Here is a 22204-nt window from a genome sequence, read left to right as displayed (position 1 = left end):
GCCATCCGTGAAGGCGGCCGTACCGTCGGCGCCGGCGTCGTCTCGAAGATCATCGCGTAATCTGGCGGGGGCGGCGCCATCCGGCGTCGCTCCTCCCAGCCAGAGGGCAGGAAGATGCAAGGTCAAACCATTCGAATCCGGCTGAAGGCCTTCGATTACCGCGTGCTGGATGCCAGCACGCTGGAAATCGTGAACACGGCCAAGCGGACCGGGGCGACGGTGCGGGGTCCTATCCCGCTGCCGAACAAGGTGGAGAAATTCACCGTGCTCCGCGGCCCGCATATCGACAAGAAGTCGCGCGACCAGTGGGAAATCCGGACCCACAAGCGGCTTTTGGACATCGTCGATCCCACCCCGCAGACCGTGGACGCGCTGATGAAGCTCGACCTCGCGGCCGGCGTGGATGTGGAAATCAAGGTTTAAGGGGGCGGAAATGCGCTCTGGAGTTATCGCAAGGAAGCTGGGCATGACCCGGTTGTTCCTGGAGGACGGCAAGCAGGTTCCTGTTACCGTTCTGCAGCTGGACAGCCTGCAAGTCGTGGCGCAGCGTACCGCTGAGAAGGACGGCTACACCGCCGTTCAGCTCGGCGCAGGAACCGCGAAGGCGAACCGTACCACGGCGCCGATGCGCGGTCATTTCGCCAAGGCCAGTGTCGCGCCGAAGCGCAAGATCACGGAATTCCGGGTCAGCCCGGACAACCTGATCGGCGTCGGCGAGGAGATCACCGCGGACCACTACCTGGAAGGCCAGTTCGTGGACGTGGCGGGCACCTCGATCGGTAAGGGTTTTGCCGGTGCGATGAAGCGGCACAACTTCGGCGGTCTGCGCGCCTCGCACGGCGTGTCGATCAGCCACCGCTCGCACGGCTCGACCGGCCAGTGCCAGGACCCCGGCAAGGTGTTCAAGGGCAAGAAGATGGCCGGCCATCTCGGCGCCGTCCGGGTGACCACGCAGAACCTGCAGGTCGTCCGCACCGACGCCGACCGTGGCCTGATCATGGTCAAGGGCGCGGTTCCCGGCTCGAAGGGCGGCTGGGTCACGATCAAGGACGCGGTGAAGAAGGCTGCGCCCAAGGATCTGCCGCTGCCGGCCGCGTTGAAATCGGCCAAGGTGGACGCCGCTCCCGAAGTGGCTGCCGAAGCCCCGGCTGAAGGAGCGACGGAATGAAACTCGATGTGATCCAGCTCGACGCCAAGAAGGCGGGCTCGATCGAGCTTTCGGACGAGATCTTCGGTCTCGAGCCGCGGGCCGACATCCTGCACCGTGTCGTGCGCTGGCAGCGGGCCAAGGCCCAGGCCGGCACCCACTCGGTGCTGGGCAAGTCGGACGTCAGCTACTCGACGAAGAAGATCTACCGCCAGAAGGGCACCGGTGGCGCGCGTCACGGGTCCAAGAAGGCGCCGATCTTCCGTCACGGTGGTGTCTACAAGGGCCCGACGCCCCGCAGCCACGCCCATGAGCTGCCGAAGAAGTTCCGCGCCCTCGGCCTGAAGCATGCGCTTTCGGCCAAGGCCAAGGCGGGCGAGCTTATCGTGCTCGACTCGATCGAGATGAAGGAAGGCAAGACCGCGTTCCTCGCCAAGGCGGCGAAGGAACTTGGTTGGAAGCGCGTCCTCATCATCGACGGGGCCGAGGTGAACGAGAACTTCGCCCGCGCCGCGCGCAACATCGAAGGCATCGACGTGCTGCCGACGATGGGCGCGAACGTCTATGACATCCTGCGCCGCGATCAGCTCGTGCTGACCAAGGCGGGTGTCGAAGCTCTGGAGGCGCGACTGAAATGAGCGCGAAACCCGAACATTACGACGTGATCCGCAAGCCGATCATCACCGAGAAGGCGACCATGGCCTCGGAGGCCAATGCCGTCGTGTTCCAGGTGGCGATGGACTCGACCAAGCCGCAGATCAAGGAAGCGGTCGAGGAGCTGTTCGGCGTGAAGGTGAAGGCGGTCAACACCACCATCACCAAGGGCAAGGTGAAGAAGTTCCGTGGCCAGCCCGGCCGCCGGAACGACGTCAAGAAAGCCTATGTCACGCTCGAGGAAGGCAACACGATTGACGTGACGACCGGCCTCTGAGCCGATCGGACAGGACTTGAGAGGGCCCCTCGCGAAGGCGGGGGGCCTTTTCGCTTTCGGGAGGACGCTTGGGGGATGCGGACCCTACGGGCAGCGCCCGGCCCGATCCGCGGTGCGGCACGCACCGCCGGGCAGCGCCCGGCCGCCCGGACGGGCGGGCGCTTCTTCGCCCTCGCAGAGGGGGATGGCGGAGGGGGAGCGTCACCGAAAAGGGACCGGCCGGGGGCGTGGGGTGCGCCCACCCGCGGTCGGGCGCTGCCTTCTGTGGTCTTGGGGTGGAGGGACCGTGGCGAAATCGCCTTGTGGCTATAGACAACCCCTCCGGCCTCTGATACCTCGCCACGGTCGCGTGGCCTCGGATTCGTTCCGGGGCCATGTGACTTAACCGGGGACCTTCGGGGCCCTTGATTTCGAAGAGACGGGCCTAAGGCCCGCAAAGCAACGGAAGACAGAAAGCATGGCACTCAAGTCGTATAATCCGACGACGCCTGGCCAGCGCGGGCTGGTACTGATCGACCGTTCGGAGCTTTGGAAAGGCCGCCCGGTCAAGACCCTGACCCAGGGTCTTACGAAGACCGGCGGACGGAACAATACCGGACGGATCACGATGTGGCACAAGGGTGGGGGCGCGAAGCGTCTCTATCGCATCGTCGATTTCAAGCGCCGGAAGTTCGATGTCCCGGCGACCGTCGAGCGGATCGAATACGATCCGAACCGGACCGCCTTCATCGCGCTGATCAAGTACAAGGACGGCGAACTGGCCTATATCCTCGCGCCGCAACGGCTTGCAGTTGGCGACCAGGTGATCGCCGGCGCCAAGACCGACGTGAAGCCGGGCAACGCGATGCCGTTCTCCGGCATGCCGATCGGCACGATCGTCCACAACGTCGAGCTGAAGCCCGGCAAGGGCGGCCAGATCGCGCGCGCCGCGGGCACCTATGCCCAGTTTGTCGGTCGTGACGGCGGATATGCGCAGATCCGCCTCTCCTCGGGCGAGCTGCGGCTCGTGCGGCAGGAGTGCATGGCGACCATCGGCGCCGTGTCCAACCCGGACAACTCGAACCAGAACCTGGGCAAGGCGGGCCGCAAGCGGCACATGGGCATCCGCCCGACCGTCCGCGGCGTTGCCATGAACCCGATCGACCACCCGCACGGCGGCGGTGAAGGCCGCACCTCGGGCGGCCGGACGCCGGTCACGCCCTGGGGTAAGGACACCAAGGGCCGCAAGACGCGGAGCAACAAGACGACGGACAAGCTCATCGTTCGTCGGCGCAGCGCGAAGAAGGGGCGGTAATCCATGGCGCGTTCAGTTTGGAAGGGTCCCTTCGTCGACGCCTATCTGCTGAAGAAGGCAGAGAAGGCGCGCGAGAGCGGGCGCAGCGACGTCATCAAGATCTGGTCCCGGCGGTCGACGATTCTGCCGCAATTCGTGGGCCTGACCTTCGGCGTCTACAACGGCAAGAAGCATATCCCGGTGAACGTCACCGAAGAGATGATCGGCCAGAAGTTCGGGGAATATTCGCCGACGCGGACCTACTACGGTCACGCCGCCGACAAGAAAGCGAAGAGGAAGTAAGCCATGGGTAAGGACAAGAATCCGCGCCGCGTGGCCGAGAACGAGGCGATGGCCAAGGCGCGCATGCTGCGCACCAGCCCTCAGAAGCTGAACCTCGTCGCCGGGCTCATCCGCGGCAAGAAGGTCGAGAAGGCCATGGCCGACCTCACCTTCTCGAAGAAGCGCATTGCGGGCGACGTGCTCAAGTGCCTGCAATCGGCCGTCGCCAATGCCGAGAACAACCATGGGCTGGACGTCGACGAGCTCGTCGTCGCCGAGGCCTATGTCGGCAAGAACCTGATCATGAAGCGCGGCCATCCCCGCGCCCGGGGCCGGTTCGGCAAGATCGTGAAGCCGTTCTCGGAACTGACCATCAAGGTGCGTCAGGTCGAAGCTCAAGCTGGGGAGCAAGCGTAATGGGTCAGAAGGTTAATCCGATCGGGATGCGCCTGCAGGTCAACCGGACCTGGGACAGCCGCTGGTACGCCGATAGCAAGGAATACGGCGATCTGCTGCTGGAAGACCTGAAGATGCGCGAGTTCATCTTCAACGAGGTCAAGCAGGCCGGTGTTTCCCGCGTGATCATAGAGCGGCCGCACAAGAAGTGCCGCGTGACGATCCACACCGCGCGTCCGGGCGTGATCATCGGCAAGAAGGGCGCCGATATCGAAACCCTGCGCAAGAAGCTGGCGAACTTCACCGCTTCCGAGCTGCACCTGAACATCGTCGAGGTCCGCAAGCCGGAGCTGGACGCGCAGCTGGTGGCCGAGTCGATCACCCAGCAGCTCGAGCGTCGGGTCTCGTTCCGCCGCGCGATGAAGCGTGCGGTGCAGAACGCGATGCGCATGGGTGCCCTCGGCATCCGGGTCAACGTCGGCGGCCGTCTCGGCGGCGCCGAGATCGCCCGGACCGAATGGTACCGCGAAGGTCAGGTGCCGCTGCACACGCTGCGTGCGGACATCGACTATGCGACCCACGAGGCGAAGACCGCCTACGGGATCATCGGCGTCAAGGTCTGGATCTACAAGGGCGAGATCCTGGAGCATGACCCGCAGGCGCACGACCGTCGGCAGTCCGAGGCGAACGAGGGTGGCGCTGGCCGCCCGCCGCGCCGCGACGCCCGCTAAGGAGGCGAGAAGATGCTGCAACCCAAGCGCACAAAGTTCCGCAAACAGCACAAGGGCCGGATTCACGGCGAAGCCAAGGGCGGCTTCCTGCTGAACTTCGGCTCCTTCGGGCTGAAGGCGACTGAGCCGGAACGTGTCACCGCGCGCCAGATCGAGGCGGCACGCCGCGCTCTGACCCGTCACATGAAGCGTCAGGGCCGGGTCTGGATCCGGATCTTCCCGGACGTTCCGGTCACCTCCAAGCCCACCGAAGTCCGGATGGGTAAGGGTAAGGGCTCCGTCGACTTCTGGGCGGCCAAGGTGAAGCCGGGCCGGATCATGTTCGAGATCGACGGCGTCTCCGAGGACATCGCCCGCGAGGGCCTGCGCCTGGCGGCGATGAAGCTGCCGGTGAAGACCCGGATCATCGCCCGCGAGGACTGGTGATCGGATAGCGGTCCGCGTTCACCGCGCACCGCACGGAATGAAAACCCCCGCCGGGCGACCGGCGGGGGTTTTTCGTTTTCGGCCTGCCCCGGCCCGAAATGGCGGTTGGGAGGCCCCCTGGGGCCAGCGCCCGCCCGCCGCCGGGACGGGTGAGCGCTGGACGTTCTTCAGGCGGAGGGGGTCAGGCGGACTTGGCGCGCTTGGCGTCAAGGCTCCAGACGCCGGCGCCGGCGAAGAACAGGTAAAGGAAGAAGAAGCAGAAGAAGATCGCCGGCTCCCCATGGTTCAGGGCGGGCCAGAAGCTGATCCAGATATGCACCTTGAAATAGGCCACGGCCATCTCGCCCGCTGCGATGAAGGCGGCGAGACGGGTGAAGAACCCGAGGGCGATCATAGCGCCCCCGACCGTCTCGATCACGCCGGCGACCAGGAACAGGGGCGGCAGGTGCCCGTGGCCGAGCGCCGCGGGAAAGCCCACGAGCTTCATCAGCCCGTGTTCGAGGAAGAGGAGCGCCGTGATGATCCTGAGGATCGCGAATATGTAAGGCGCATAGGCATCCAGTTTCGGCATTAGGGTCTCCGGTTGAGGAAGGTAAACGGAAGCGGAGTCTGACGGGTTTGCCCGCGGCGGTCTTCCTGTATGGTTGCACAGCCGCTGTTCCCTGTCGCAGGGGCCTCACGCAATTGCGATGAGGTGAGAGGGCCGCTGCGCCGGTGGGCGCGACGGCGAATCCGCGCTGGGGTAGGAAAAAAAGGCTCCGGCGGCGCGCGGAGGGCTTGCCATGCTGGCCCATCCGGCGTATTGCGCAGCCTTCGCGAGACCTCCTCCGGATTCGGCGTGACCTTTGGGGCGCCCCGGTGATGTTGAAAGGACAAGCCTGATGAAGGCAGACGATCTGCGGGGCCAGAGCCCCGACCAGCTGCGCGACCAGCTGACCCAGTTGAAGAAGGAGGCGTTCAACCTCCGCTTCCAGCAGGCAACCGGCCAGCTGGAAAACACTGCCCGGATGCGTGTGGTGCGCCGCGATGTGGCGCGGGTGAAGACGATCCTGTCCCAAAAAGCCGCTGAAGCGGCGGCGAAGTAAGGAGCAAGACGAGATATGCCCAAGCGCATCCTGCAAGGCACCGTGACGAGCGACAAGAACGAGCAGACTGTGACGGTTCTGGTCGAGCGCCGTTTCAAGCATCCGCTTCTGCACAAGACCGTGCGGAAGACCAAGAAGTACCGGGCTCATGACCCGGCGAACCAGTTCAAGGTTGGCGACGTTGTCCGCATCGAGGAATGCGCGCCGATTTCGAAGACGAAACGCTGGCAGGTGGTTGTCGAAACGACGGCCTGAACCTTCCGGTTTGATCGAAACCCTGGGGGGGAAGAACCCGTGAAGGGCCCCCAAAGGTCGGGAGAAACCAAATGATCCAGATGCAGACCAATCTGGATGTCGCTGACAACTCCGGCGCGCGCCGGGTGCAGTGCATCAAGGTTCTCGGCGGTTCGCACCGCCGTTATGCCTCGGTGGGCGACATCATCGTTGTCTCGGTCAAGGAAGCGATTCCGAAAGGCCGTGTGAAGAAGGGCGACGTGCGCAAGGCCGTCGTCGTGCGGACGGCGAAGGAAGTGCGCCGCGAAGACGGCACCGCGATCCGCTTCGATCGCAACGCCGCCGTGATTCTGAACAACCAGAACGAGCCGGTCGGCACCCGTATCTTCGGGCCGGTCGTGCGCGAGCTGCGTGCGAAGAACTTCATGAAGATCATTTCGCTGGCGCCGGAGGTGCTCTGATGGCTGCGAAACTGAAAAAGGGCGACAAGGTCGTCGTGCTCGCTGGCAAGGACAAGGGCCGGCAGGGCGAGATCCAGCAGGTTTTCCCGAAGGAGAACAAGGCTGTGGTAGAGGGCGTGAACGTCGCGATCCGCCACACCAAGCAGAGCGCGCAGAGCCAGGGCGGCCGCATCCCGAAGGCGATGCCGATCGACCTGTCGAACCTCGCGCTGCTCGATAGCAACGGCAAGGCGACCCGCGTGGGCTTCCGCACCGAGAAGGGCGAGAAGATCCGCTTCGCCAAGACCACCGGGGAGGCGCTCTGATGCTGGACGCGACCGACTACACCCCGCGCCTGAAGGCCGCCTACCGGTCGACGGTGCGTGCCGCGCTCAAGGAAGAGTTCGGCTACAAGAACGACATGATGATCCCGCGGCTCGACAAGATCGTGCTGAACATGGGCGTCGGCGAAGCGGTCAAGGACACCAAGAAGGTGAAGACCGCGCAGGAAGAGCTGACCGCGATTGCCGGTCAGAAAGCCGTCATCACCCATGCCCGCAAGTCGATCGCCGGCTTCCGGGTGCGTGAAGACATGCCGCTGGGCGTCAAGGTCACCCTTCGCGGCGACCGGATGTACGAGTTCCTCGACCGCCTGATCACCATCGCGCTGCCCCGCGTCCGCGACTTCCGCGGCGTCAAGGGCACGTCGTTCGACGGGCGCGGCAACTACGCCATGGGGCTGAAGGAACAGATCGTCTTCCCGGAGATCGACTTCGACAAGGTCGACGAGATCCTCGGCATGGACATCATCATCTGCACGACGGCGAAGACCGACGCGGAAGCCAAGGCGCTGTTGAAGCACTTCAACATGCCCTTCAACAGCTGATCGCGGGAGATAGGAACAATGGCTAAGAAATCCATGGTCGAACGCGAGCTGAAGCGCCAGCGCATGGTGGCGAAATTCGCCGCCAAGCGTGCGAGCCTGAAGGACATCGCGAACAATCAGGAGCTGTCGGTGGAAGAGCGGTTCAAGGCGAACCTCAAGCTCGCCCAGCTGCCCCGCAACTCCTCGGCGACGCGCCTGCACAACCGCTGCCAGATGACCGGCCGCCCGCATGCGTATTACCGCAAACTCAAGCTCTCGCGGATCATGCTGCGTGACCTGGCCTCGTTCGGCCAGATCCCCGGCATGGTCAAGTCGAGCTGGTAAGGAGGTCGGACGATGTATGTGAACGATCCGATCGGCGACATGCTGACCCGTATCCGCAACGCCTCGCTGCGCGGCAAGTCGACGGTGTCGACGCCGGCCTCGAAGCTGCGCGCCTGGGTGCTCGACGTGCTTGTCGACGAAGGCTACATCCGTAGCTACGAGAAGAAGGACTCCGCGAATGGCCAGGGCGAACTGGTGATCTCGCTGAAGTACTTCGAAGGCGCTCCCGCGATCCGCGAGCTTCACCGGGTGTCCAAGCCCGGCCGCCGGGTCTACATGGGCGTCAAGGACATCCCGAGCGTCCGCAATGGCCTCGGCGTGTCGATCGTCTCCACGCCGAAGGGCGTGATGTCGGATGCGGCAGCGCGCTCCGCCAATGTTGGCGGCGAAGTGCTCTGCACGGTCTTCTGAGGAGAGGGATATGTCTCGTATTGGCAAAAAACCGGTCGAGCTTCCGAAGGGGGTGACCGCCTCCCTCTCCGGGCAGACCGTGGAAGTGAAGGGGCCGAAGGGCACCCGTCAGTTCACCGCGACCGACGATGTGAACATCTCGATCGACGGCGACAAGGTAAAGGTGGACCCGCGTGGCACCTCCAAGCGCGCTCGCGCGCAATGGGGGATGAGCCGCACCATGGTCGCCAACCTCGTGAAGGGCGTGACCGAGGGCTTCAAGAAGGAGCTCGAGATCAACGGCGTCGGCTACCGTGCCCAGATGCAGGGCACCACGCTGAAGCTGTCGCTCGGCTACTCGCACGAAGTGAACTTCGAGGCGCCGAAGGGGGTGACCATCACCACCCCGAAGCAGACCGAGATCGTGGTCGAGGGTATCGACCAGCAGCAGGTCGGCCAGGTTGCCGCGAACATCCGCGAATGGCGTGGTCCCGAGCCCTACAAGGGCAAGGGGATCAAGTACAAGGATGAGTTCATCTTCCGCAAGGAAGGCAAGAAGAAGTAAGGGGCGCGAAAATGGCGAACACGAAAAGAGATCTGTTCCTCAAGCGCCGCTTGCGCGTTCGGAACAAGATCAAGTCGATGGCCGGCGGCAAGCTGCGTCTGTCGGTTCACCGCTCTTCCAAGAACATCAGCGTGCAGCTGATCGACGACGTGAAGGGCGTCACCGTGGCCGCGGCCTCCTCGCTGGAGAAGGACCTCGGCGTGATCGGTCACAACAACATCGACGCGGCGACCAAGGTCGGCGCGGCGATCGCGGAACGGGCCAAGAAGGCGGGCGTCGAAGAATGCTACTTCGACCGCGGCGGCTTCCTGTTCCACGGCAAGATCAAGGCGCTTGCCGATGCGGCCCGTGAAGGCGGGCTGAAGTTCTAAGACTAGGTGGGGGACGTCCGCGTCCCCCCGATGATCCGGGCCCCGGACCTTCGTTCCGGGGCACCAGGATTGGACCAAACGGTGCGGGCGCGCGCCACCATGGAAGGGAAGCCTTATGGCAGAACGTGAAAACCGCCGGGATCGCCGTGAGCGCGAGGAAACCCCGGAATTCGCCGATCGTCTCGTCGCGATCAACCGGGTCTCGAAGACGGTGAAGGGCGGCAAGCGCTTCGGCTTCGCGGCTCTCGTGGTGGTCGGTGACCAGCGCGGCCGTGTCGGCTTCGGCAAGGGCAAGGCCAAGGAAGTTCCGGAAGCGATCCGCAAGGCCACCGAGCAGGCGAAGCGGAGCATGATCCGCGTGCCGCTGCGCGAGGGCCGGACGCTGCACCACGACGTCGAGGGCCGCCATGGCGCGGGCCGCGTTGTGATGCGGACCGCCGTTGCCGGTACCGGGATCATTGCCGGTGGTCCGATGCGCGCCGTGTTCGAAATGCTGGGCCTGCAGGACGTCGTGGCGAAGTCGCTCGGTTCGCAGAACCCGTACAACATGATTCGCGCCACGATCGACGGCCTGACGAAGGAAGCCAGCCCCCGGATGGTCGCGCAGCGCCGCGGCAAGAAGGTGGCCGACATCCTGAAGAAGCCGGAAGCCGAGGCCCCGGCCGAAGCCGCCGAAGCGTAAGGAGCGAGGACCATGGCCAAGAAGACCATCGTCGTGAAGCAGGTGGCCTCCGCCGCCCGCCGCCCGGAGATCCAGACCGCCACGCTCAAGGGCCTGGGGCTGAACAAGCTGAACCGCACTCGCGAGCTGGAAGACACCCCGGCCGTGCGTGGGATGGTGAACAAGATCCCGCACCTGGTGAAGATCATCGAGGAGCGCGGCTGAGCTTCAGCCGGACAGTTCGAGAGACAGCAAACGCCCCGGTGAACACCGGGGCGTTTCGCATTTTTCCGCCTGCGGGCATCGCTGACCAATCCGTTCCTCGACGTGAGGGGCGGAATTCGGCCTAATGGAGGCGTGCCGGACTCACCCGGTCCGGCAGGACAAGGGAGGAACTCATGGCGGAGCACAACGGAGGTTGCGCGCATATCCATACCCACTCCAGCGCGGAGCCGATCGATAACCACATGTGTCACTGCAATGTCTGCAAGGCCGTCACCGGCCAGCAGATAACGCATGTCGCCTTCTTCAATTATTCCGATCTGGAGGTGGATCACCCCGAACTGCTCAAGCGGCAGCCGTTCAACAAGGACAATCCGGACGGCGCCCTGGAGCTCTGCACCTGTTCGGTCTGCGGGACGCCGATCCTGCTCGACGACAAGCAGCACCGGATCCGCGTCGCCGTGCCGAACCTGATGGGCTACGAGGCGAGCTTTCCGAAGGCGACCTACCACGCGTTCTGGGACACGACGAAGGGCTATGCGAAGCCCAGCGACGGCAGGCCGGTCTTCGAGGCGTTCCGGCCGGAGTTCTCGATGCCGCAGCCGGCCTGAGGGCTGGCTGCCGAATCGGGCCATCCGGACCCCAGGACATTTCAGGCCCGCCGCCGGTGCCCCGGCGGGCCTGATCACGTCGGGCTTGATCGTGGCCGGGGGAGCCTCTATACGCCCCCGGTGGCCCATTCCGGGCCCGACTCGGAAATCAACCAAGAAACGCCGTGGCCGCCCTTTCGCTCGCGGGTGCGTCCGGCAAGGAGAGAGCGATATGAAGCTTAACGAACTCGCCGACAACGAAGGCGCCGCCCGCAAGAAGAAGCGCGTTGCGCGCGGCCCGGGCTCGGGCAAGGGCAAGACCGCCGGCCGCGGTATCAAGGGTCAGAAGTCGCGTTCGGGCGTGGCGCTGAACGGGTATGAAGGCGGCCAGATGCCGCTTTACCGCCGCCTGCCGAAGCGCGGCTTCACCAAGCCGAACCGGAAGGAATGGGCGGTCGTCAACCTCGGCCTGATCCAGAAATTCATCGACGCCGGCAAGCTCGACGCCAAGGCGGAGATCACCGAGGACGCGATCATCGCGGCCGGCCTGACCAACCATAAGCGCGACGGTATCCGCGTTCTCGCCAAGGGCGAGATCAAGGCCAAGGTGAAGCTCGCCGTCTCCGGCGCGTCGAAACCGGCCGTGGAAGCCATCGAGAAGGCTGGCGGCTCGGTCACGCTGCTGCAAGCGGCCCCGGTCGCGGCCGAATAGTGGTTGTGGGCGGGCGCGTTCCCGCTTACATGAACCCCTAGTTTTCCTGCGCCGCCGATCCGGGAAACCGTTCGGCGGCGCTGTCGTGAAAGAGACGGGCTATGGCATCTGCTGCAGAGCAAATGGCGGCGAACCTCAGCTGGGGCGCGCTTGGCAAGGCGACGGAGCTGCGTCAGCGCATCCTGTTCACCATCGGGTTGCTGATCATCTACCGCCTGGGGACCTGGATTCCGGTTCCGGGCATCGACCACAACGCCTTGGCGAACTTCATGGACAAGGCGCAGAACGGCCTTGGCGGGATCCTGAACATGTTCACCGGCGGCGCGATCAGCCGCATGGGGATCTTCGCGCTCGGCATCATGCCGTATATCTCGGCCTCGATCATCGTGCAGCTGCTCGTCACCATGGTGCCCTCGCTTGAGGCGCTCCAGAAGGAAGGCGAGCAGGGCCGCCAGAAGATCAACCAGTACACGCGCTACGGCACGGTCGGGCTGGCTGTCTTCCAGGGCTTCGGCATCGCCCGCTCGATCGAGATCGGCAAGCTCGCGACCCATCCGGGACTGAACTTCGAACTCAGCTGCGTCATCACGCTGGTCGGTGGCACGCTGTTCCTGATGTGGCTGGGCGAGCAGATCACCTCGCGCGGGATCGGCAACGGCGTTTCGCTGATCATCTTCATCGGCATCATCGCGCAGAGCCCGCGGGCGGCGGCGCAGTTCCTGAGCCAGGGCCGCGAGGGCGTGATCTCGCCCGCGATCATCATCATGGTGATCCTGATGGTCGTCGCGACCATCGCCTTCGTAGTGCTGATGGAGCAGGCGCAGCGGCGCGTGCATATCCAGTATCCACGGCGACAGGTGGGGATGAAGGTCTATGATGGCGGCTCATCGCACCTGCCGGTGAAGCTGAACCCGTCGGGGGTGATCCCGCCGATCTTCGCCTCGTCGCTGCTGCTGCTGCCGACGACGATCTCCACCTTCTCGGGCAACCAGACCGGGCCGATTATGTCGACGCTTCTGGCCTATTTCGGGCCGGGGCAGCCGTTCTATCTGCTTTTCTTCGTGGTGATGATCGTCTTCTTCACCTTCTTCTATACCCACAACGTTGCCTTCAAGGCCGATGACGTGGCCGATAACCTGAAGAACCAGAACGGCTTCGTTCCGGGGATCCGGCCGGGCAAGAAGACCGAGGAATACCTTACCTACGTCGTCAACCGCGTGCTTGTCGTCGGCTCGGCCTACCTGGCCTTCGTCTGCCTCCTGCCGGAGATCCTGCGCCACGAGTTCTCGATCCCGTTTTACTTCGGCGGCACCTCGGTGCTGATCGTGGTCTCGGTCGCGATGGACACGGTGAGCCAGATCCAGTCGCACCTGCTGGCGCACCAGTACGAGGGCCTGATCGAGCGTTCGCAGCTGCGCGGCAAGAAGCGTGGCGGCAGCACCCGCAGGGCGCCGACGCGGCGATGAACCTGATCCTGCTCGGGCCACCGGGTGCCGGCAAAGGCACTCAGGCGAAGATCCTTGTCGAGAGCCGGGGCCTTGCCCAGCTCTCGACCGGGGACATGCTGCGCGAGGCCAAGACCAGCGGAACCGAGATGGGTCACCGGGCGGCCGAGGTGATGAACCGCGGCCAGCTCGTCTCTGACGAGATCGTCGTCGGCCTGATCGAGGAGAAGCTGGAAGCGCCGCATGGCGCGGGCTTCATCTTCGACGGCTTCCCGCGGACCCTGGCGCAGGCCGACGCGCTTGGCGCGCTGCTCGACCGCCACGGCCAGGAGGTCGACGCGGTGATCGAGATGCGGGTGGACGACGCGGCGCTGGTCAGCCGGATTTCCGGCCGCTTCACCTGCGCGACCTGCGGCGCGGTCTATCACGACGAGACCAAGCCGACGGCGAAGCCCGGGGTCTGCGATGTCTGCGGCGGGACGGAGTTCATCCGCCGCGCCGATGACAATGCCGACGCGCTGAAGCAGCGGCTTCTGGAGTACTACAAGAAGACCTCGCCTCTGGTCGGCTACTACCACGCGAAGGGGCTTCTTCACGGGGTCGACGGCCTGGGTGAGATCGGTGCGGTTTCGGCCGAGATCGCGAAAGTTCTTGACAAGCTCTGAGCTTTTGCTCCCGGCGGCTTGACGGGGGCGGCAAAAGCCCATATCTCACGGCGTCTCTTCCCAAAGAGATTCGCCTTCGGCCATGGCCGTGGGCATCGAGCGGCCCGGGTGTCCGGGCCCGTTGTGAAAAAAGGTTCTGGTATTACGGAACCGCAACGAAAGGACGTGAACACGTGGCCCGCATTGCTGGCGTCAACATCCCCACCGCCAAGCGCGTACCCATCGCGCTGACCTATATCCACGGCATCGGCCATCATTTCGCCGAGCAGATCTGCGAATCCGTCGGCATCGACCGGACCCGCCGCGTGAACGAACTCAGCGACGCCGAAGTTCTGGCGATCCGCGAATTCATCGACGCGAACTTCACGGTTGAGGGTGACCTCCGCCGCGAGGTGGCGACCAACATCAAGCGTCTGATGGACCTTGGCTGCTACCGCGGCCTGCGTCATCGCCGCAACCTGCCAGTGCGCGGCCAGCGCACCCATACCAACGCTCGCACCCGCAAAGGCCCCGCGAAGGCCATTGCCGGCAAGAAGAAGTAAGGGGAGGCAGGAATGGCTCGCGATAAGGTTCGGACCAAGCGCAAGGAGCGCAAGAACATCGCCGCTGGCGTGGTTCACGTGAACTCCTCGTTCAACAACACCAAGATCCTGATCTCCGACGTGCAGGGCAACGCGATCTCGTGGTCGTCCGCCGGCACGATGGGCTTCAAGGGCTCGCGCAAGTCGACGCCCTACGCCGCCCAGATGGCTGCGGAAGATGCGGCCAAGAAGGCGCAGGAGCACGGGATGAAGACCGTCGAGGTCGAGGTTCAGGGCCCGGGAACCGGCCGCGAATCGGCGCTGCGCGCGCTGGCCGCTGCGGGGCTGACCGTGACTTCGATCCGCGACGTGACGCCGATCGCGCACAACGGCTGCCGCCCGCCGAAGCGTCGCCGCGTCTGATTGAGGCAATTTGACATTGGGCCGTGCGACTTTCGCGCGGCCCGCATCCGTTTTGATGATCCTCGGGCGTCTGCGGTCTTCGGACATGGGCCGCTGACAGGTATGGAGGCGAAAGCATGATCCACAAGAATTGGCAGGAACTGATCAAGCCGATGCAGCTTGAGGTCCGTCCCGGTGCGGATCCGTCCCGCCAGGCGACCGTCGTGGCCGAACCGCTGGAGCGGGGCTTCGGCCTGACGCTGGGCAACGCGCTGCGTCGCGTTCTGCTCTCGTCGCTTCAAGGCGCGGCGATCACCTCGGTGCAGATCGACAACGTGCTGCACGAGTTCTCGTCCGTCTCCGGCGTGCGCGAGGACGTGACCGATATCGTGCTGAACCTGAAGGGCGTCGCGCTCCGGATGGAAGTCGAAGGGCCGAAGCGCGTCTCGATCTCCGCCAAGGGGCCGGGCGTCGTGACCGCGGGCGACATCTCCGAGACCAACGGCATCGACGTGCTCAACAAGGATCACGTCATCTGCCACCTCGACGATGGCGCCGAGGTCTACATGGAGCTGACGGTCAACACCGGGAAGGGCTACGTGGCGGCCGACAAGAACCGCCCCGAGGATGCCCCGATCGGCCTGATCCCGATCGACGCGATCTACTCGCCGGTCAAGAAGGTCTCCTACGAGGTCACACCGACCCGTGAGGGCCAGGTGCTCGACTACGACAAGCTGACGCTGAAGGTGGACACCGACGGCTCGCTCTCGCCGGATGATGCGGTTGCCTATGCGGCCCGCATTCTGCAGGATCAGCTGTCGATCTTCGTCAACTTCGAAGAGCCCGAGCAGGCCGGCCGTGGCGCCGAGGAAGAAGGTCTCGAGTTCAACCCGCTTCTGCTGAAGAAGGTGGACGAGCTGGAGCTTTCGGTGCGGTCCGCGAACTGCCTGAAGAACGACAACATCGTCTATATCGGCGACCTGATCCAGAAGACGGAGGCCGAGATGCTTCGGACCCCGAACTTCGGCCGCAAGTCGCTGAACGAGATCAAGGAAGTGCTCTCGGGCATGGGTCTGCATCTCGGGATGGACGTCGAGGACTGGCCGCCGGAGAACATCGAGGACCTCGCGAAGCGGTTCGAGGACCAGTTCTGATTGACTCTTTCGGGGCCGTCGCCTAGACGGCCCCGCACATGCCCGGGACGGCCGGGGACGACATGGGCAATGGTGCCCCAAGGTGAGCGGCTCGCAAGACAGGGTCGCCGGACAAAGCAAAACGAAGGATCAAAGCCATGAAGCATGGTGCCGGCTATCGCCGCCTGAACCGTACCCACGAGCACCGCAAGGCGCTCTTCGCCAATATGGCGGGCTCGCTGATCGAGCATGAGCAGATCAAGACGACCCTGCCGAAGGCCAAGGAACTCCGCCCGATCATCGAGAAGCTGATCACGCTCGCCAAGCGCGGTGATCTGCATGCCCGCCGTCAGGCCGCGGCCCAGCTGAAGCAGGACGCCTATGTCGCGCGCCTCTTCGACGTGCTCGGCCCGCGCTACAAGGAACGCCAGGGTGGCTATGTCCGGATCCTGAAGGCCGGCTTCCGCTATGGCGACATGGCCCCGATGGCGATCATCGAATTCGTCGATCGCGATCCCGAAGCCAAGGGCGCTGCCGACAAGGCCCGCGTCGCGGCCGAGGAAGCTGCCGCGGAATAATCCCGCGCAGCAGCCCACGCGAGATCTGGAAGCCCGCCACCGGCGGGCTTTCTGCTTTTCCGGCCCATGTCTTCGGCCCATGTTTTCGGGGTTGTGAACGCCGCGTCATTTACCTTGGCGCAACCCCAGTGGCATTACCGCTTCAACGGAACATGCAGGGAGACGCCGATGAAACCCTTTGCCGTTCTCTTCGCGCTCGCGCTGAGCGCGGGGGCCGTGACGGCCCGCGCCGAGGTGCAGGTCCCCCAGACCACAAGCCAGATCACGCTGAGCTTTGCGCCGGTGGTGAAGGCTGCAGCGCCTGCCGTCGTCAACGTCTTCGCCAAGAGCATCGTTCGGCAGAGCGCCAGCCCCTTCGCAGGTGACCCGTTCTTCGGCCCGCTTTTCCGCGACTATGCCCAGACCCAGCCGCGGGTGCAGAACTCGCTTGGCTCCGGGGTGATCCTCTCGCCGGACGGGCTGGTGGTGACCAATTACCACGTCATCGCCGGGGCGAACGAGATACGCGTCGCGCTGAAGGACCGGCGGGAGTTCCCGGCAAAGGTGGTGCTGGCCGACAAGGCGGTGGACCTGGCGGTCCTGAAACTCGACGGCGCGCATGGTCTGACGGCGCTGAAGCTGCGGGATTCGAATTCGGTGCAGGTCGGGGACCTCGTGCTCGCCATCGGCGATCCGTTCGGGGTGGGGCAGACGGTGTCGAGCGGCATCGTCTCTGGCCTTTCGCGTTCGCTTCTGTCGCTGAACAACGGCAAGGGCTACTACATGCAGACCGACGCGCCGATCAATCCGGGCAACTCCGGCGGCGCGCTGGTGGACATGACCGGGCGGCTGGTGGGGATCAACTCCGCGATCCTGTCGCGTTCCGGCGGGTCGAACGGTATCGGCTTCGCGATCCCGTCGAACCTCGTGCGCGCCTTCCTTGCGCAGGCCGAGGCCGGGGCCAAGCATTTCGTGCGCCCCTGGGCGGGGATGACGGAGCAGGCGGTGGACGCCTCGCTGGCCGAGAACCTGGGGATGGCCGCGCCCGACGGCGTGCTGGTGGCGGCCATGGCGGGCGAGAGCCCCTTCGCCCGCGCGGGCGTGGCGCGGGGCGACGTGATCCTCAGCATCGACGGGCAGCCGGTGAACAGCCCGCAGGAACTGAGCTACCGGATGACCGCCGCCGGCCTCCACCGCAGCGTTCCGGTGACCTACCTGCACAAGGGCGAGCGCCGGACGGCGGATGTCGCGCTGATGCCGCCACCTGACCGGCCTGCGCGGGAGGAACTGACGATCTCAGGCAATGTCGTCTTCCGCGGGCTGACAGTGGAGAATGTGAACCCCGCGGTGATCGCGGAACTGTCGCTTCCGGCCGATGCCAAGGGCGTCGTCGTTGCTGATGCCGAGGATTTCGCGGCGCAGGTGGGCCTGCAGCGGGGTGATATCCTGATCTCCGTCAACGGTCATCCGATCCACAGCCCGGCCGACGTGCGCCGCGCATCGCGTGAGCAGACGCATTACTGGCGGGTGGAGGTGATCCGGGGCGGTAACCGCCTGAGGCTGCGCTTCTCCATCTGACCTTTCCCCCGCCGGGGCGGCGTCGTAATCTCGCGCCGGCATGTCAGACCTGTTCGACACATCCGCCCCCGAGGCGCCCCAAGCGCCGCGCCCGCTGGCCGACCGGCTGCGGCCGCGCAGCCTTTCGGCCGTGATCGGGCAGGACAAGGTGCTTTCGCCCGAGGGGCCGCTTGGCGCGATGCTGGGCTCGGGGAGCCTGTCGTCGCTGATCCTCTGGGGCCCGCCCGGGGTGGGCAAAACCACGATCGCGCGGCTTCTGGCGGATGAGACGGACCTGGCCTTCGTCCAGATCTCGGCCATCTTCACCGGGGTGCCGGAGCTGAGGAAGGTCTTCGAGGCCGCCAAGCTCCGCCGCCAGAACGGTCGCGGCACGCTGCTTTTCGTCGACGAGATCCATCGCTTCAACAAGGCGCAGCAGGACGGCTTCCTGCCGCATATGGAAGACGGGACGATCCTCCTCGTCGGTGCCACGACCGAGAACCCCTCCTTCGAGCTGAACGCAGCGCTTCTGAGCCGGGCGCAGGTGATCGTGCTGGAGCGGCTGGAGCTGTCCGACCTCGAGCGCCTCGCCCAGCGGGCGGAGAAGGAGGTCGGCCGCGCGCTGCCCTTGAAGGCGGAGGCGCGCGAGCGGCTCTTGGAGATGGCCGACGGCGACGGCCGGGCGCTTCTGAACCTGATCGAACAGGTGATGGCCTGGAAGGTCGCCCAGCCGCTGGACGTGGCGGCGCTGGGGCAGCGTCTGATGCGGCGCGCGGCGAAGTACGACAAGTCGGGCGAGGAGCATTACAACCTCATCTCCGCGCTGCACAAATCGGTGCGCGGATCGGACCCGGACGCGGCGCTCTACTGGTTCGCCCGCATGTTGGAGGGCGGCGAGGATCCGCGCTACCTCGCCCGCCGGATCACGCGCATGGCGGTAGAGGATATCGGGCTGGCCGATCCGCAGGCGCAGACGCAATGCCTTCATGCCTGGGAGCTGTACGAGCGGCTCGGTTCGCCGGAGGGAGAGCTGGCGCTGGCACAGGCGGTGATCTACCTCGCCCTCGCGCCGAAGTCGAACGCCGGATACGTCGCCTACAAGGCTGCGCGGGACGAGGCACGGCGGACCGGATCGGCGATGCCGCCGAAGCATATCCTCAACGCGCCGACGAAGATGATGAAGGATCAGGGCTACGGCGCGGGCTATACCTACGACCATGAGGCCGAGGATGGCTTCTCCGGCCAGAACTACTTTCCAGAAGGTGTCCGGCGCCCTGTGTTTTACGAGCCGCCCGAAAGGGGCTATGAGCGCGAGTTGAAAAAGCGAGTCGACTATTTCGCAAAGCTTCGGGCGAAGCGGCAGGCCGACAGGACTTAGGGAACGTGGGATATGTTTGGGACGGTGTTGCAGGTCGCGATTGGCGGCGCGATCGGGGCTTCGGCCCGGTATCTGGCGGGGGTCGCGATCCTGAGGAGCTTCGGCAGCCATGAATTCCCGCTCGGCGTGATCGCGGTCAATATCCTCGGCTCCTTCATCATGGGGGCCCTGGTGGTCTTCCTTGGCCAAAAGGGTCTGACGCATTGGAACGCACTTCTGGCGACGGGCGTTCTTGGCGGCTTCACCACATTCTCTTCCTTCTCTCTGGAAAGCTGGCGCCTGTTCGATACCGGCCGCTACGACCTTGCCGCGCTCTATATCCTGCTTTCTGTGGCGGTCTCCCTGATCGCGTTGATCGCGGGGGTCCACCTGATGCGGACGGCGCTGGCAGCATGAGCGGCGTCAAGACCCTGACGGTATCGGCCGACGATGGCGAGCAGCGGCTCGACCGCTGGCTGAAACGGCGCTTCCCGCAGGTCTCGCAGGGGATGGTGGAAAAGTTCTGCCGCACCGGGCAGATCCGCGTCGATGGCGCGCGGGTGAAGGCCTCGACCCGGGTCGGGCCGGGGATGCAGGTGCGCCTGCCGCCGCTGCCGAAGGAAGAGGGGCCGGCGAAGGCCAAAGGCCCGGTCATGCTCGACGCCGACGTCAAGATGATCCAGCAGGCCGTTCTTTACCGTGACGAGCATATCATCGTGCTGAACAAGCCGGCGGGACTGCCGAGCCAGGGCGGATCGGGCTTGGCCGGGCGGCATGTCGACGGGCTGGCAGAGGCTTTGCGCTTCGGCCTGCCGGACAAGCCCGCGCTGGTTCACCGACTGGACAAGGATACGTCGGGCATCCTGCTCTTGGCGCGGACCACCAAGATGGCCCGCGCGCTGTCCGAGGCGTTTCGCCATCGCAACACCCGCAAGATCTACTGGGCCGTGGTGGCGGGCGTGCCCGCGCCGCGCATGGGCACGATCCGCTACGGGCTGGTCAAATCCGGCGGCCGGGGCGACGAGAAGATGCGCTGCATCCCGCCCCGCGAGGTCGACAAGACCGAGAATGCCAAGCGCGCGACGACCGATTACGCCGTGCTCGACGCGCTCGGCACCCGCGCGGCCTGGGTGGCGCTGGTGCCGATCACCGGGCGCACCCACCAGCTTCGCGCCCATATGGCCGAGATCGGGCACCCGATCGTGGGTGACGGCAAGTACGGCGGATCGGGGCAGGAGAACCTCGGCGACGGCTGGGGCGCACAGCTTGGCGGCGACATCAGCCGGAAGCTGCACCTTCATGCCCGCTCGCTGACCATCACGCATCCGGCGACGGGCAAGGTGATGACCTTCACCGCGCCCCTGCCGGCGCATATGGCCAAGACCTGGAAGACGATGGGCTGGTCGGCAGCGGATGTGCCGGCCGACCCGTTCGCGGAGGAAGAATGAGCTTGCGGCTGGTCGTGTTCGACGTCGATGGCACGCTGGTCGACAGCGGGGCGATGATCCTCGCGGGGTTCCAAGGTGCCTATGCGAAGCGCGGGATTCCCTGCCCGGGCGAGGCGGAGATCTTCTCGATCATCGGCCTTTCGCTGGGCGTCGCGGTGGCACAGCTGTCGCCCGGCCTATCGGAGGCGGAGCAGGCGGGGCTCGTCCAGGCCTATCGCGAGATCTACTCCGCCGGCCGCAGCGCCCCGCCGCCGCCGCTTTTCCCCGGCGCGCGGGCGGCGCTCGACGGGCTTCGCGCCCGGCCCGAGGTGCTGCTGGCCGTGGCGACGGGAAAATCCCGGCTGGGGCTTGATCACGTCCTGGCGCCGCACGATCTGCTGGGGATGTTCCTCAGCTGCCAGGTGTCCGACAACCATCCCTCCAAGCCGCATCCCTCGATGCTGGAGGCCGCCCTGGCCGAAACAGGGGCAGAGGCCGCTGGCGCGGTCATGGTGGGGGATACCGAGTACGACATGCAAATGGGCCGGAACGCGGGCTTCCTCAACATCGGGGTGAGCTGGGGCCATCACTCGGCCGAACGTCTGCGCGCCGGCGGGGCGGATGTGGTCATCGACCGGTTCGAGGATCTGATGCCGGCGCTCGACAGGCTCTGGGCTGCGGCATGAGCGGTGGGTGGGCACCGAAGCGGTTCTGGACCGAGGCGCGGGCCGAACCGGCCGAGGGCGGATTTGCCGTGCATCTCGACGGCCGCGCGGTGCGCACACCTGCCAAGGCGCCCCTGGTGGTGCCGAGCCGCGCAATGGCCGAGGCGATCGCGGCCGAGTGGCAGGCACAGGAAACCGTCGTCGATCCGCGCTCCATGCCGGTGACGCGTTCGGCCAATTCGGCGATCGACAAGGTGATCCCGCAATTTGACGCGGTGGCCGAGATGCTGGCGGCCTACGGCGACAGCGATCTGCTGTGCTACCGGGCCGAGAGCCCCGCGGAGCTGGCCGCGCGGCAGGCAGAGGCATGGGATCCGCTGCTGGCCTGGGCCGGCACGGTGCTCGGCGCGCCGCTGGAGCCGCGCGCGGGGATCGCGCACCGTCCGCAGCCGCCCGAAAGCCTTGCAGCGCTGGACGGGGCGGTGCGCGCGCTGACGGCCTTTGAACTGACCGCGCTGCATGACCTCGTGGGGATCTCCGGCTCGCTCGTCATCGGGCTGGCGGCGGTGCATGGGCACCTGGCGGCGGAGGAACTCTGGCCGCTAGCGCGGGTCGACGAGGACTGGCAGCAGCGGCTGTGGGGCGTGGATGAAGAAGCCGCCGCGGCGGCCGAAGATGCCCGCGCAGCCTTCCTCCACGCGGCCCGATTTCACGCGCTTTGCCGCGTCTGAAGGCGGCCTGCACATAAAATCGCACATGTGTGAAGATAGTTACCATTCTTATCAATGGCTTGTCTTTTTCATTGGCGC

General features: G+C 65.5%; 35 protein-coding genes. 34 read left to right on the top strand and 1 reads right to left on the bottom strand.

What is annotated here, in order from left to right:
* The first annotated feature begins 114 nt into the window (after positions 1-114).
* From rpsJ to rplP, 9 genes are all read left to right on the top strand, one after another.
* Complete coding sequence (gene rpsJ / locus EIP85_RS10820) at positions 115-423, top strand: 30S ribosomal protein S10 (protein WP_127902199.1); 309 nt, start codon at positions 115-117, stop codon at positions 421-423.
* Between the two features lie 10 nt (positions 424-433).
* Positions 434-1168, top strand: coding sequence for a 50S ribosomal protein L3 (rplC, locus tag EIP85_RS10815; protein ID WP_127902198.1), 735 nt, complete (start codon positions 434-436; stop codon positions 1166-1168).
* Complete coding sequence (gene rplD / locus EIP85_RS10810; protein WP_127902197.1) at positions 1165-1785, top strand: 50S ribosomal protein L4; 621 nt, start codon at positions 1165-1167, stop codon at positions 1783-1785. Before rplC ends, rplD begins: the two co-directional genes overlap by 4 nt.
* Positions 1782-2078 (top strand): 50S ribosomal protein L23, encoded by a 297-nt coding sequence (locus tag EIP85_RS10805; protein ID WP_127902196.1) that lies wholly within the window; start codon positions 1782-1784, stop codon positions 2076-2078. Before rplD ends, EIP85_RS10805 begins: the two co-directional genes overlap by 4 nt.
* 457 nt (positions 2079-2535) lie before the next feature.
* Positions 2536-3372, top strand: a complete 837-nt coding sequence (gene rplB / locus EIP85_RS10800) for a 50S ribosomal protein L2 (RefSeq protein WP_127902195.1) — start codon at positions 2536-2538, stop codon at positions 3370-3372.
* Between the two features lie 3 nt (positions 3373-3375).
* The gene (gene rpsS / locus EIP85_RS10795) at positions 3376-3654 is read left to right on the top strand and encodes a 30S ribosomal protein S19 (protein WP_068305486.1); all 279 of its coding nucleotides are present in this window, start codon (positions 3376-3378) and stop codon (positions 3652-3654) included.
* A 3-nt stretch (positions 3655-3657) separates the two neighbouring features.
* Entirely contained in the window at positions 3658-4050 is a 393-nt protein-coding gene (gene rplV, locus EIP85_RS10790) for a 50S ribosomal protein L22 (RefSeq protein WP_127902194.1), read from the top strand.
* Positions 4050-4760 (top strand): 30S ribosomal protein S3, encoded by a 711-nt coding sequence (rpsC, locus tag EIP85_RS10785; protein ID WP_127902193.1) that lies wholly within the window; start codon positions 4050-4052, stop codon positions 4758-4760. Before rplV ends, rpsC begins: the two co-directional genes overlap by 1 nt.
* A 12-nt stretch (positions 4761-4772) precedes the next feature.
* Positions 4773-5186: a 50S ribosomal protein L16 gene (gene rplP, locus EIP85_RS10780; protein ID WP_127902192.1), complete on the top strand. Its 414-nt coding sequence runs from the start codon at positions 4773-4775 to the stop codon at positions 5184-5186.
* A 181-nt stretch (positions 5187-5367) separates the two neighbouring features.
* Here rplP and EIP85_RS10775 read toward each other — a convergent pair whose 3' ends face one another.
* Positions 5368-5757 (bottom strand): DoxX family protein, encoded by a 390-nt coding sequence (locus EIP85_RS10775; RefSeq protein WP_127902191.1) that lies wholly within the window; start codon positions 5755-5757, stop codon positions 5368-5370.
* Positions 5758-6067: 310 nt separating this feature from the next.
* Here EIP85_RS10775 and rpmC point away from each other — a divergent pair, with 310 nt between their 5' ends.
* The 25 genes from rpmC to EIP85_RS10650 all read left to right on the top strand — a co-directional run bounded on the left by rpmC (position 6068) and on the right by EIP85_RS10650 (position 22126).
* Entirely contained in the window at positions 6068-6271 is a 204-nt protein-coding gene (gene rpmC / locus EIP85_RS10770; protein WP_164871694.1) for a 50S ribosomal protein L29, read from the top strand.
* 15 nt (positions 6272-6286) lie between these two features.
* Positions 6287-6526: a 30S ribosomal protein S17 gene (gene rpsQ, locus EIP85_RS10765; RefSeq protein WP_127902190.1), complete on the top strand. Its 240-nt coding sequence runs from the start codon at positions 6287-6289 to the stop codon at positions 6524-6526.
* A 71-nt stretch (positions 6527-6597) separates the two neighbouring features.
* Positions 6598-6966, top strand: a complete 369-nt coding sequence (gene rplN, locus EIP85_RS10760; protein WP_127902189.1) for a 50S ribosomal protein L14 — start codon at positions 6598-6600, stop codon at positions 6964-6966.
* Positions 6966-7271, top strand: a complete 306-nt coding sequence (rplX, locus tag EIP85_RS10755; RefSeq protein WP_127902188.1) for a 50S ribosomal protein L24 — start codon at positions 6966-6968, stop codon at positions 7269-7271. Before rplN ends, rplX begins: the two co-directional genes overlap by 1 nt.
* On the top strand, positions 7271-7831 hold the full coding sequence (gene rplE, locus EIP85_RS10750) for a 50S ribosomal protein L5 (protein ID WP_127902187.1): 561 nt from the start codon (positions 7271-7273) through the stop codon (positions 7829-7831). The genes rplX and rplE overlap by 1 nt, the downstream gene beginning before the upstream one ends.
* Positions 7832-7849: 18 nt before the next feature.
* Entirely contained in the window at positions 7850-8155 is a 306-nt protein-coding gene (gene rpsN / locus EIP85_RS10745; RefSeq protein ID WP_127902186.1) for a 30S ribosomal protein S14, read from the top strand.
* Positions 8156-8167: 12 nt separating this feature from the next.
* Positions 8168-8566, top strand: a complete 399-nt coding sequence (gene rpsH / locus EIP85_RS10740) for a 30S ribosomal protein S8 (RefSeq protein WP_206615501.1) — start codon at positions 8168-8170, stop codon at positions 8564-8566.
* Positions 8567-8576: 10 nt separating this feature from the next.
* Positions 8577-9110, top strand: a complete 534-nt coding sequence (rplF, locus tag EIP85_RS10735) for a 50S ribosomal protein L6 (RefSeq protein WP_127902185.1) — start codon at positions 8577-8579, stop codon at positions 9108-9110.
* Positions 9111-9121: 11 nt separating this feature from the next.
* Entirely contained in the window at positions 9122-9481 is a 360-nt protein-coding gene (gene rplR, locus EIP85_RS10730; RefSeq protein WP_127902184.1) for a 50S ribosomal protein L18, read from the top strand.
* Between the two features lie 115 nt (positions 9482-9596).
* Positions 9597-10163, top strand: coding sequence for a 30S ribosomal protein S5 (gene rpsE / locus EIP85_RS10725; RefSeq protein WP_127902183.1), 567 nt, complete (start codon positions 9597-9599; stop codon positions 10161-10163).
* 12 nt (positions 10164-10175) lie between these two features.
* Positions 10176-10367, top strand: coding sequence for a 50S ribosomal protein L30 (gene rpmD, locus EIP85_RS10720; RefSeq protein WP_127902182.1), 192 nt, complete (start codon positions 10176-10178; stop codon positions 10365-10367).
* A 173-nt stretch (positions 10368-10540) separates the two neighbouring features.
* Positions 10541-10975: a GFA family protein gene (locus EIP85_RS10715; protein WP_127902181.1), complete on the top strand. Its 435-nt coding sequence runs from the start codon at positions 10541-10543 to the stop codon at positions 10973-10975.
* A gap of 211 nt (positions 10976-11186) precedes the next feature.
* Positions 11187-11666: a 50S ribosomal protein L15 gene (gene rplO, locus EIP85_RS10710; protein ID WP_127902180.1), complete on the top strand. Its 480-nt coding sequence runs from the start codon at positions 11187-11189 to the stop codon at positions 11664-11666.
* 101 nt (positions 11667-11767) lie between these two features.
* Positions 11768-13132 carry a preprotein translocase subunit SecY gene (secY, locus tag EIP85_RS10705; RefSeq protein ID WP_127902179.1) on the top strand — a complete coding sequence of 455 codons (1365 nt, stop codon included), beginning with the start codon at positions 11768-11770 and terminating at the stop codon, positions 13130-13132.
* On the top strand, positions 13129-13776 hold the full coding sequence (locus tag EIP85_RS10700) for an adenylate kinase (RefSeq protein ID WP_127902178.1): 648 nt from the start codon (positions 13129-13131) through the stop codon (positions 13774-13776). Before secY ends, EIP85_RS10700 begins: the two co-directional genes overlap by 4 nt.
* A gap of 173 nt (positions 13777-13949) precedes the next feature.
* The gene (gene rpsM, locus EIP85_RS10695; RefSeq protein WP_127902177.1) at positions 13950-14318 is read left to right on the top strand and encodes a 30S ribosomal protein S13; all 369 of its coding nucleotides are present in this window, start codon (positions 13950-13952) and stop codon (positions 14316-14318) included.
* A 12-nt stretch (positions 14319-14330) separates the two neighbouring features.
* Positions 14331-14720: a 30S ribosomal protein S11 gene (gene rpsK / locus EIP85_RS10690; protein WP_127902176.1), complete on the top strand. Its 390-nt coding sequence runs from the start codon at positions 14331-14333 to the stop codon at positions 14718-14720.
* 116 nt (positions 14721-14836) lie between these two features.
* Positions 14837-15853 (top strand): DNA-directed RNA polymerase subunit alpha, encoded by a 1017-nt coding sequence (locus EIP85_RS10685; RefSeq protein WP_127902175.1) that lies wholly within the window; start codon positions 14837-14839, stop codon positions 15851-15853.
* A 137-nt stretch (positions 15854-15990) separates the two neighbouring features.
* A complete protein-coding gene (gene rplQ, locus EIP85_RS10680; protein ID WP_127902174.1) occupies positions 15991-16410 on the top strand; it encodes a 50S ribosomal protein L17 in 420 nt (139 codons plus the stop codon).
* 168 nt (positions 16411-16578) lie between these two features.
* Positions 16579-17967 (top strand): trypsin-like peptidase domain-containing protein, encoded by a 1389-nt coding sequence (locus tag EIP85_RS10675; RefSeq protein ID WP_127902173.1) that lies wholly within the window; start codon positions 16579-16581, stop codon positions 17965-17967.
* A 40-nt stretch (positions 17968-18007) separates the two neighbouring features.
* Entirely contained in the window at positions 18008-19324 is a 1317-nt protein-coding gene (locus tag EIP85_RS10670) for a replication-associated recombination protein A (RefSeq protein ID WP_127902172.1), read from the top strand.
* Positions 19325-19336: 12 nt separating this feature from the next.
* Entirely contained in the window at positions 19337-19720 is a 384-nt protein-coding gene (gene crcB, locus EIP85_RS10665) for a fluoride efflux transporter CrcB (protein WP_127902171.1), read from the top strand.
* Positions 19717-20751, top strand: a complete 1035-nt coding sequence (locus tag EIP85_RS10660; RefSeq protein WP_127902170.1) for an RluA family pseudouridine synthase — start codon at positions 19717-19719, stop codon at positions 20749-20751. The genes crcB and EIP85_RS10660 overlap by 4 nt, the downstream gene beginning before the upstream one ends.
* Positions 20748-21416, top strand: coding sequence for an HAD-IA family hydrolase (locus EIP85_RS10655; protein ID WP_127902169.1), 669 nt, complete (start codon positions 20748-20750; stop codon positions 21414-21416). The genes EIP85_RS10660 and EIP85_RS10655 overlap by 4 nt, the downstream gene beginning before the upstream one ends.
* Entirely contained in the window at positions 21413-22126 is a 714-nt protein-coding gene (locus EIP85_RS10650; RefSeq protein ID WP_127902168.1) for an ATP12 family chaperone protein, read from the top strand. The genes EIP85_RS10655 and EIP85_RS10650 overlap by 4 nt, the downstream gene beginning before the upstream one ends.
* Positions 22127-22204: the final 78 nt, after the last annotated feature.

It is taken from the genome of Solirhodobacter olei, assembly GCF_004010155.1.
GTDB lineage: Bacteria > Pseudomonadota > Alphaproteobacteria > Rhodobacterales > Rhodobacteraceae > Solirhodobacter > Solirhodobacter olei.
This window is presented reverse-complemented; position numbering and strand designations above follow the sequence as displayed.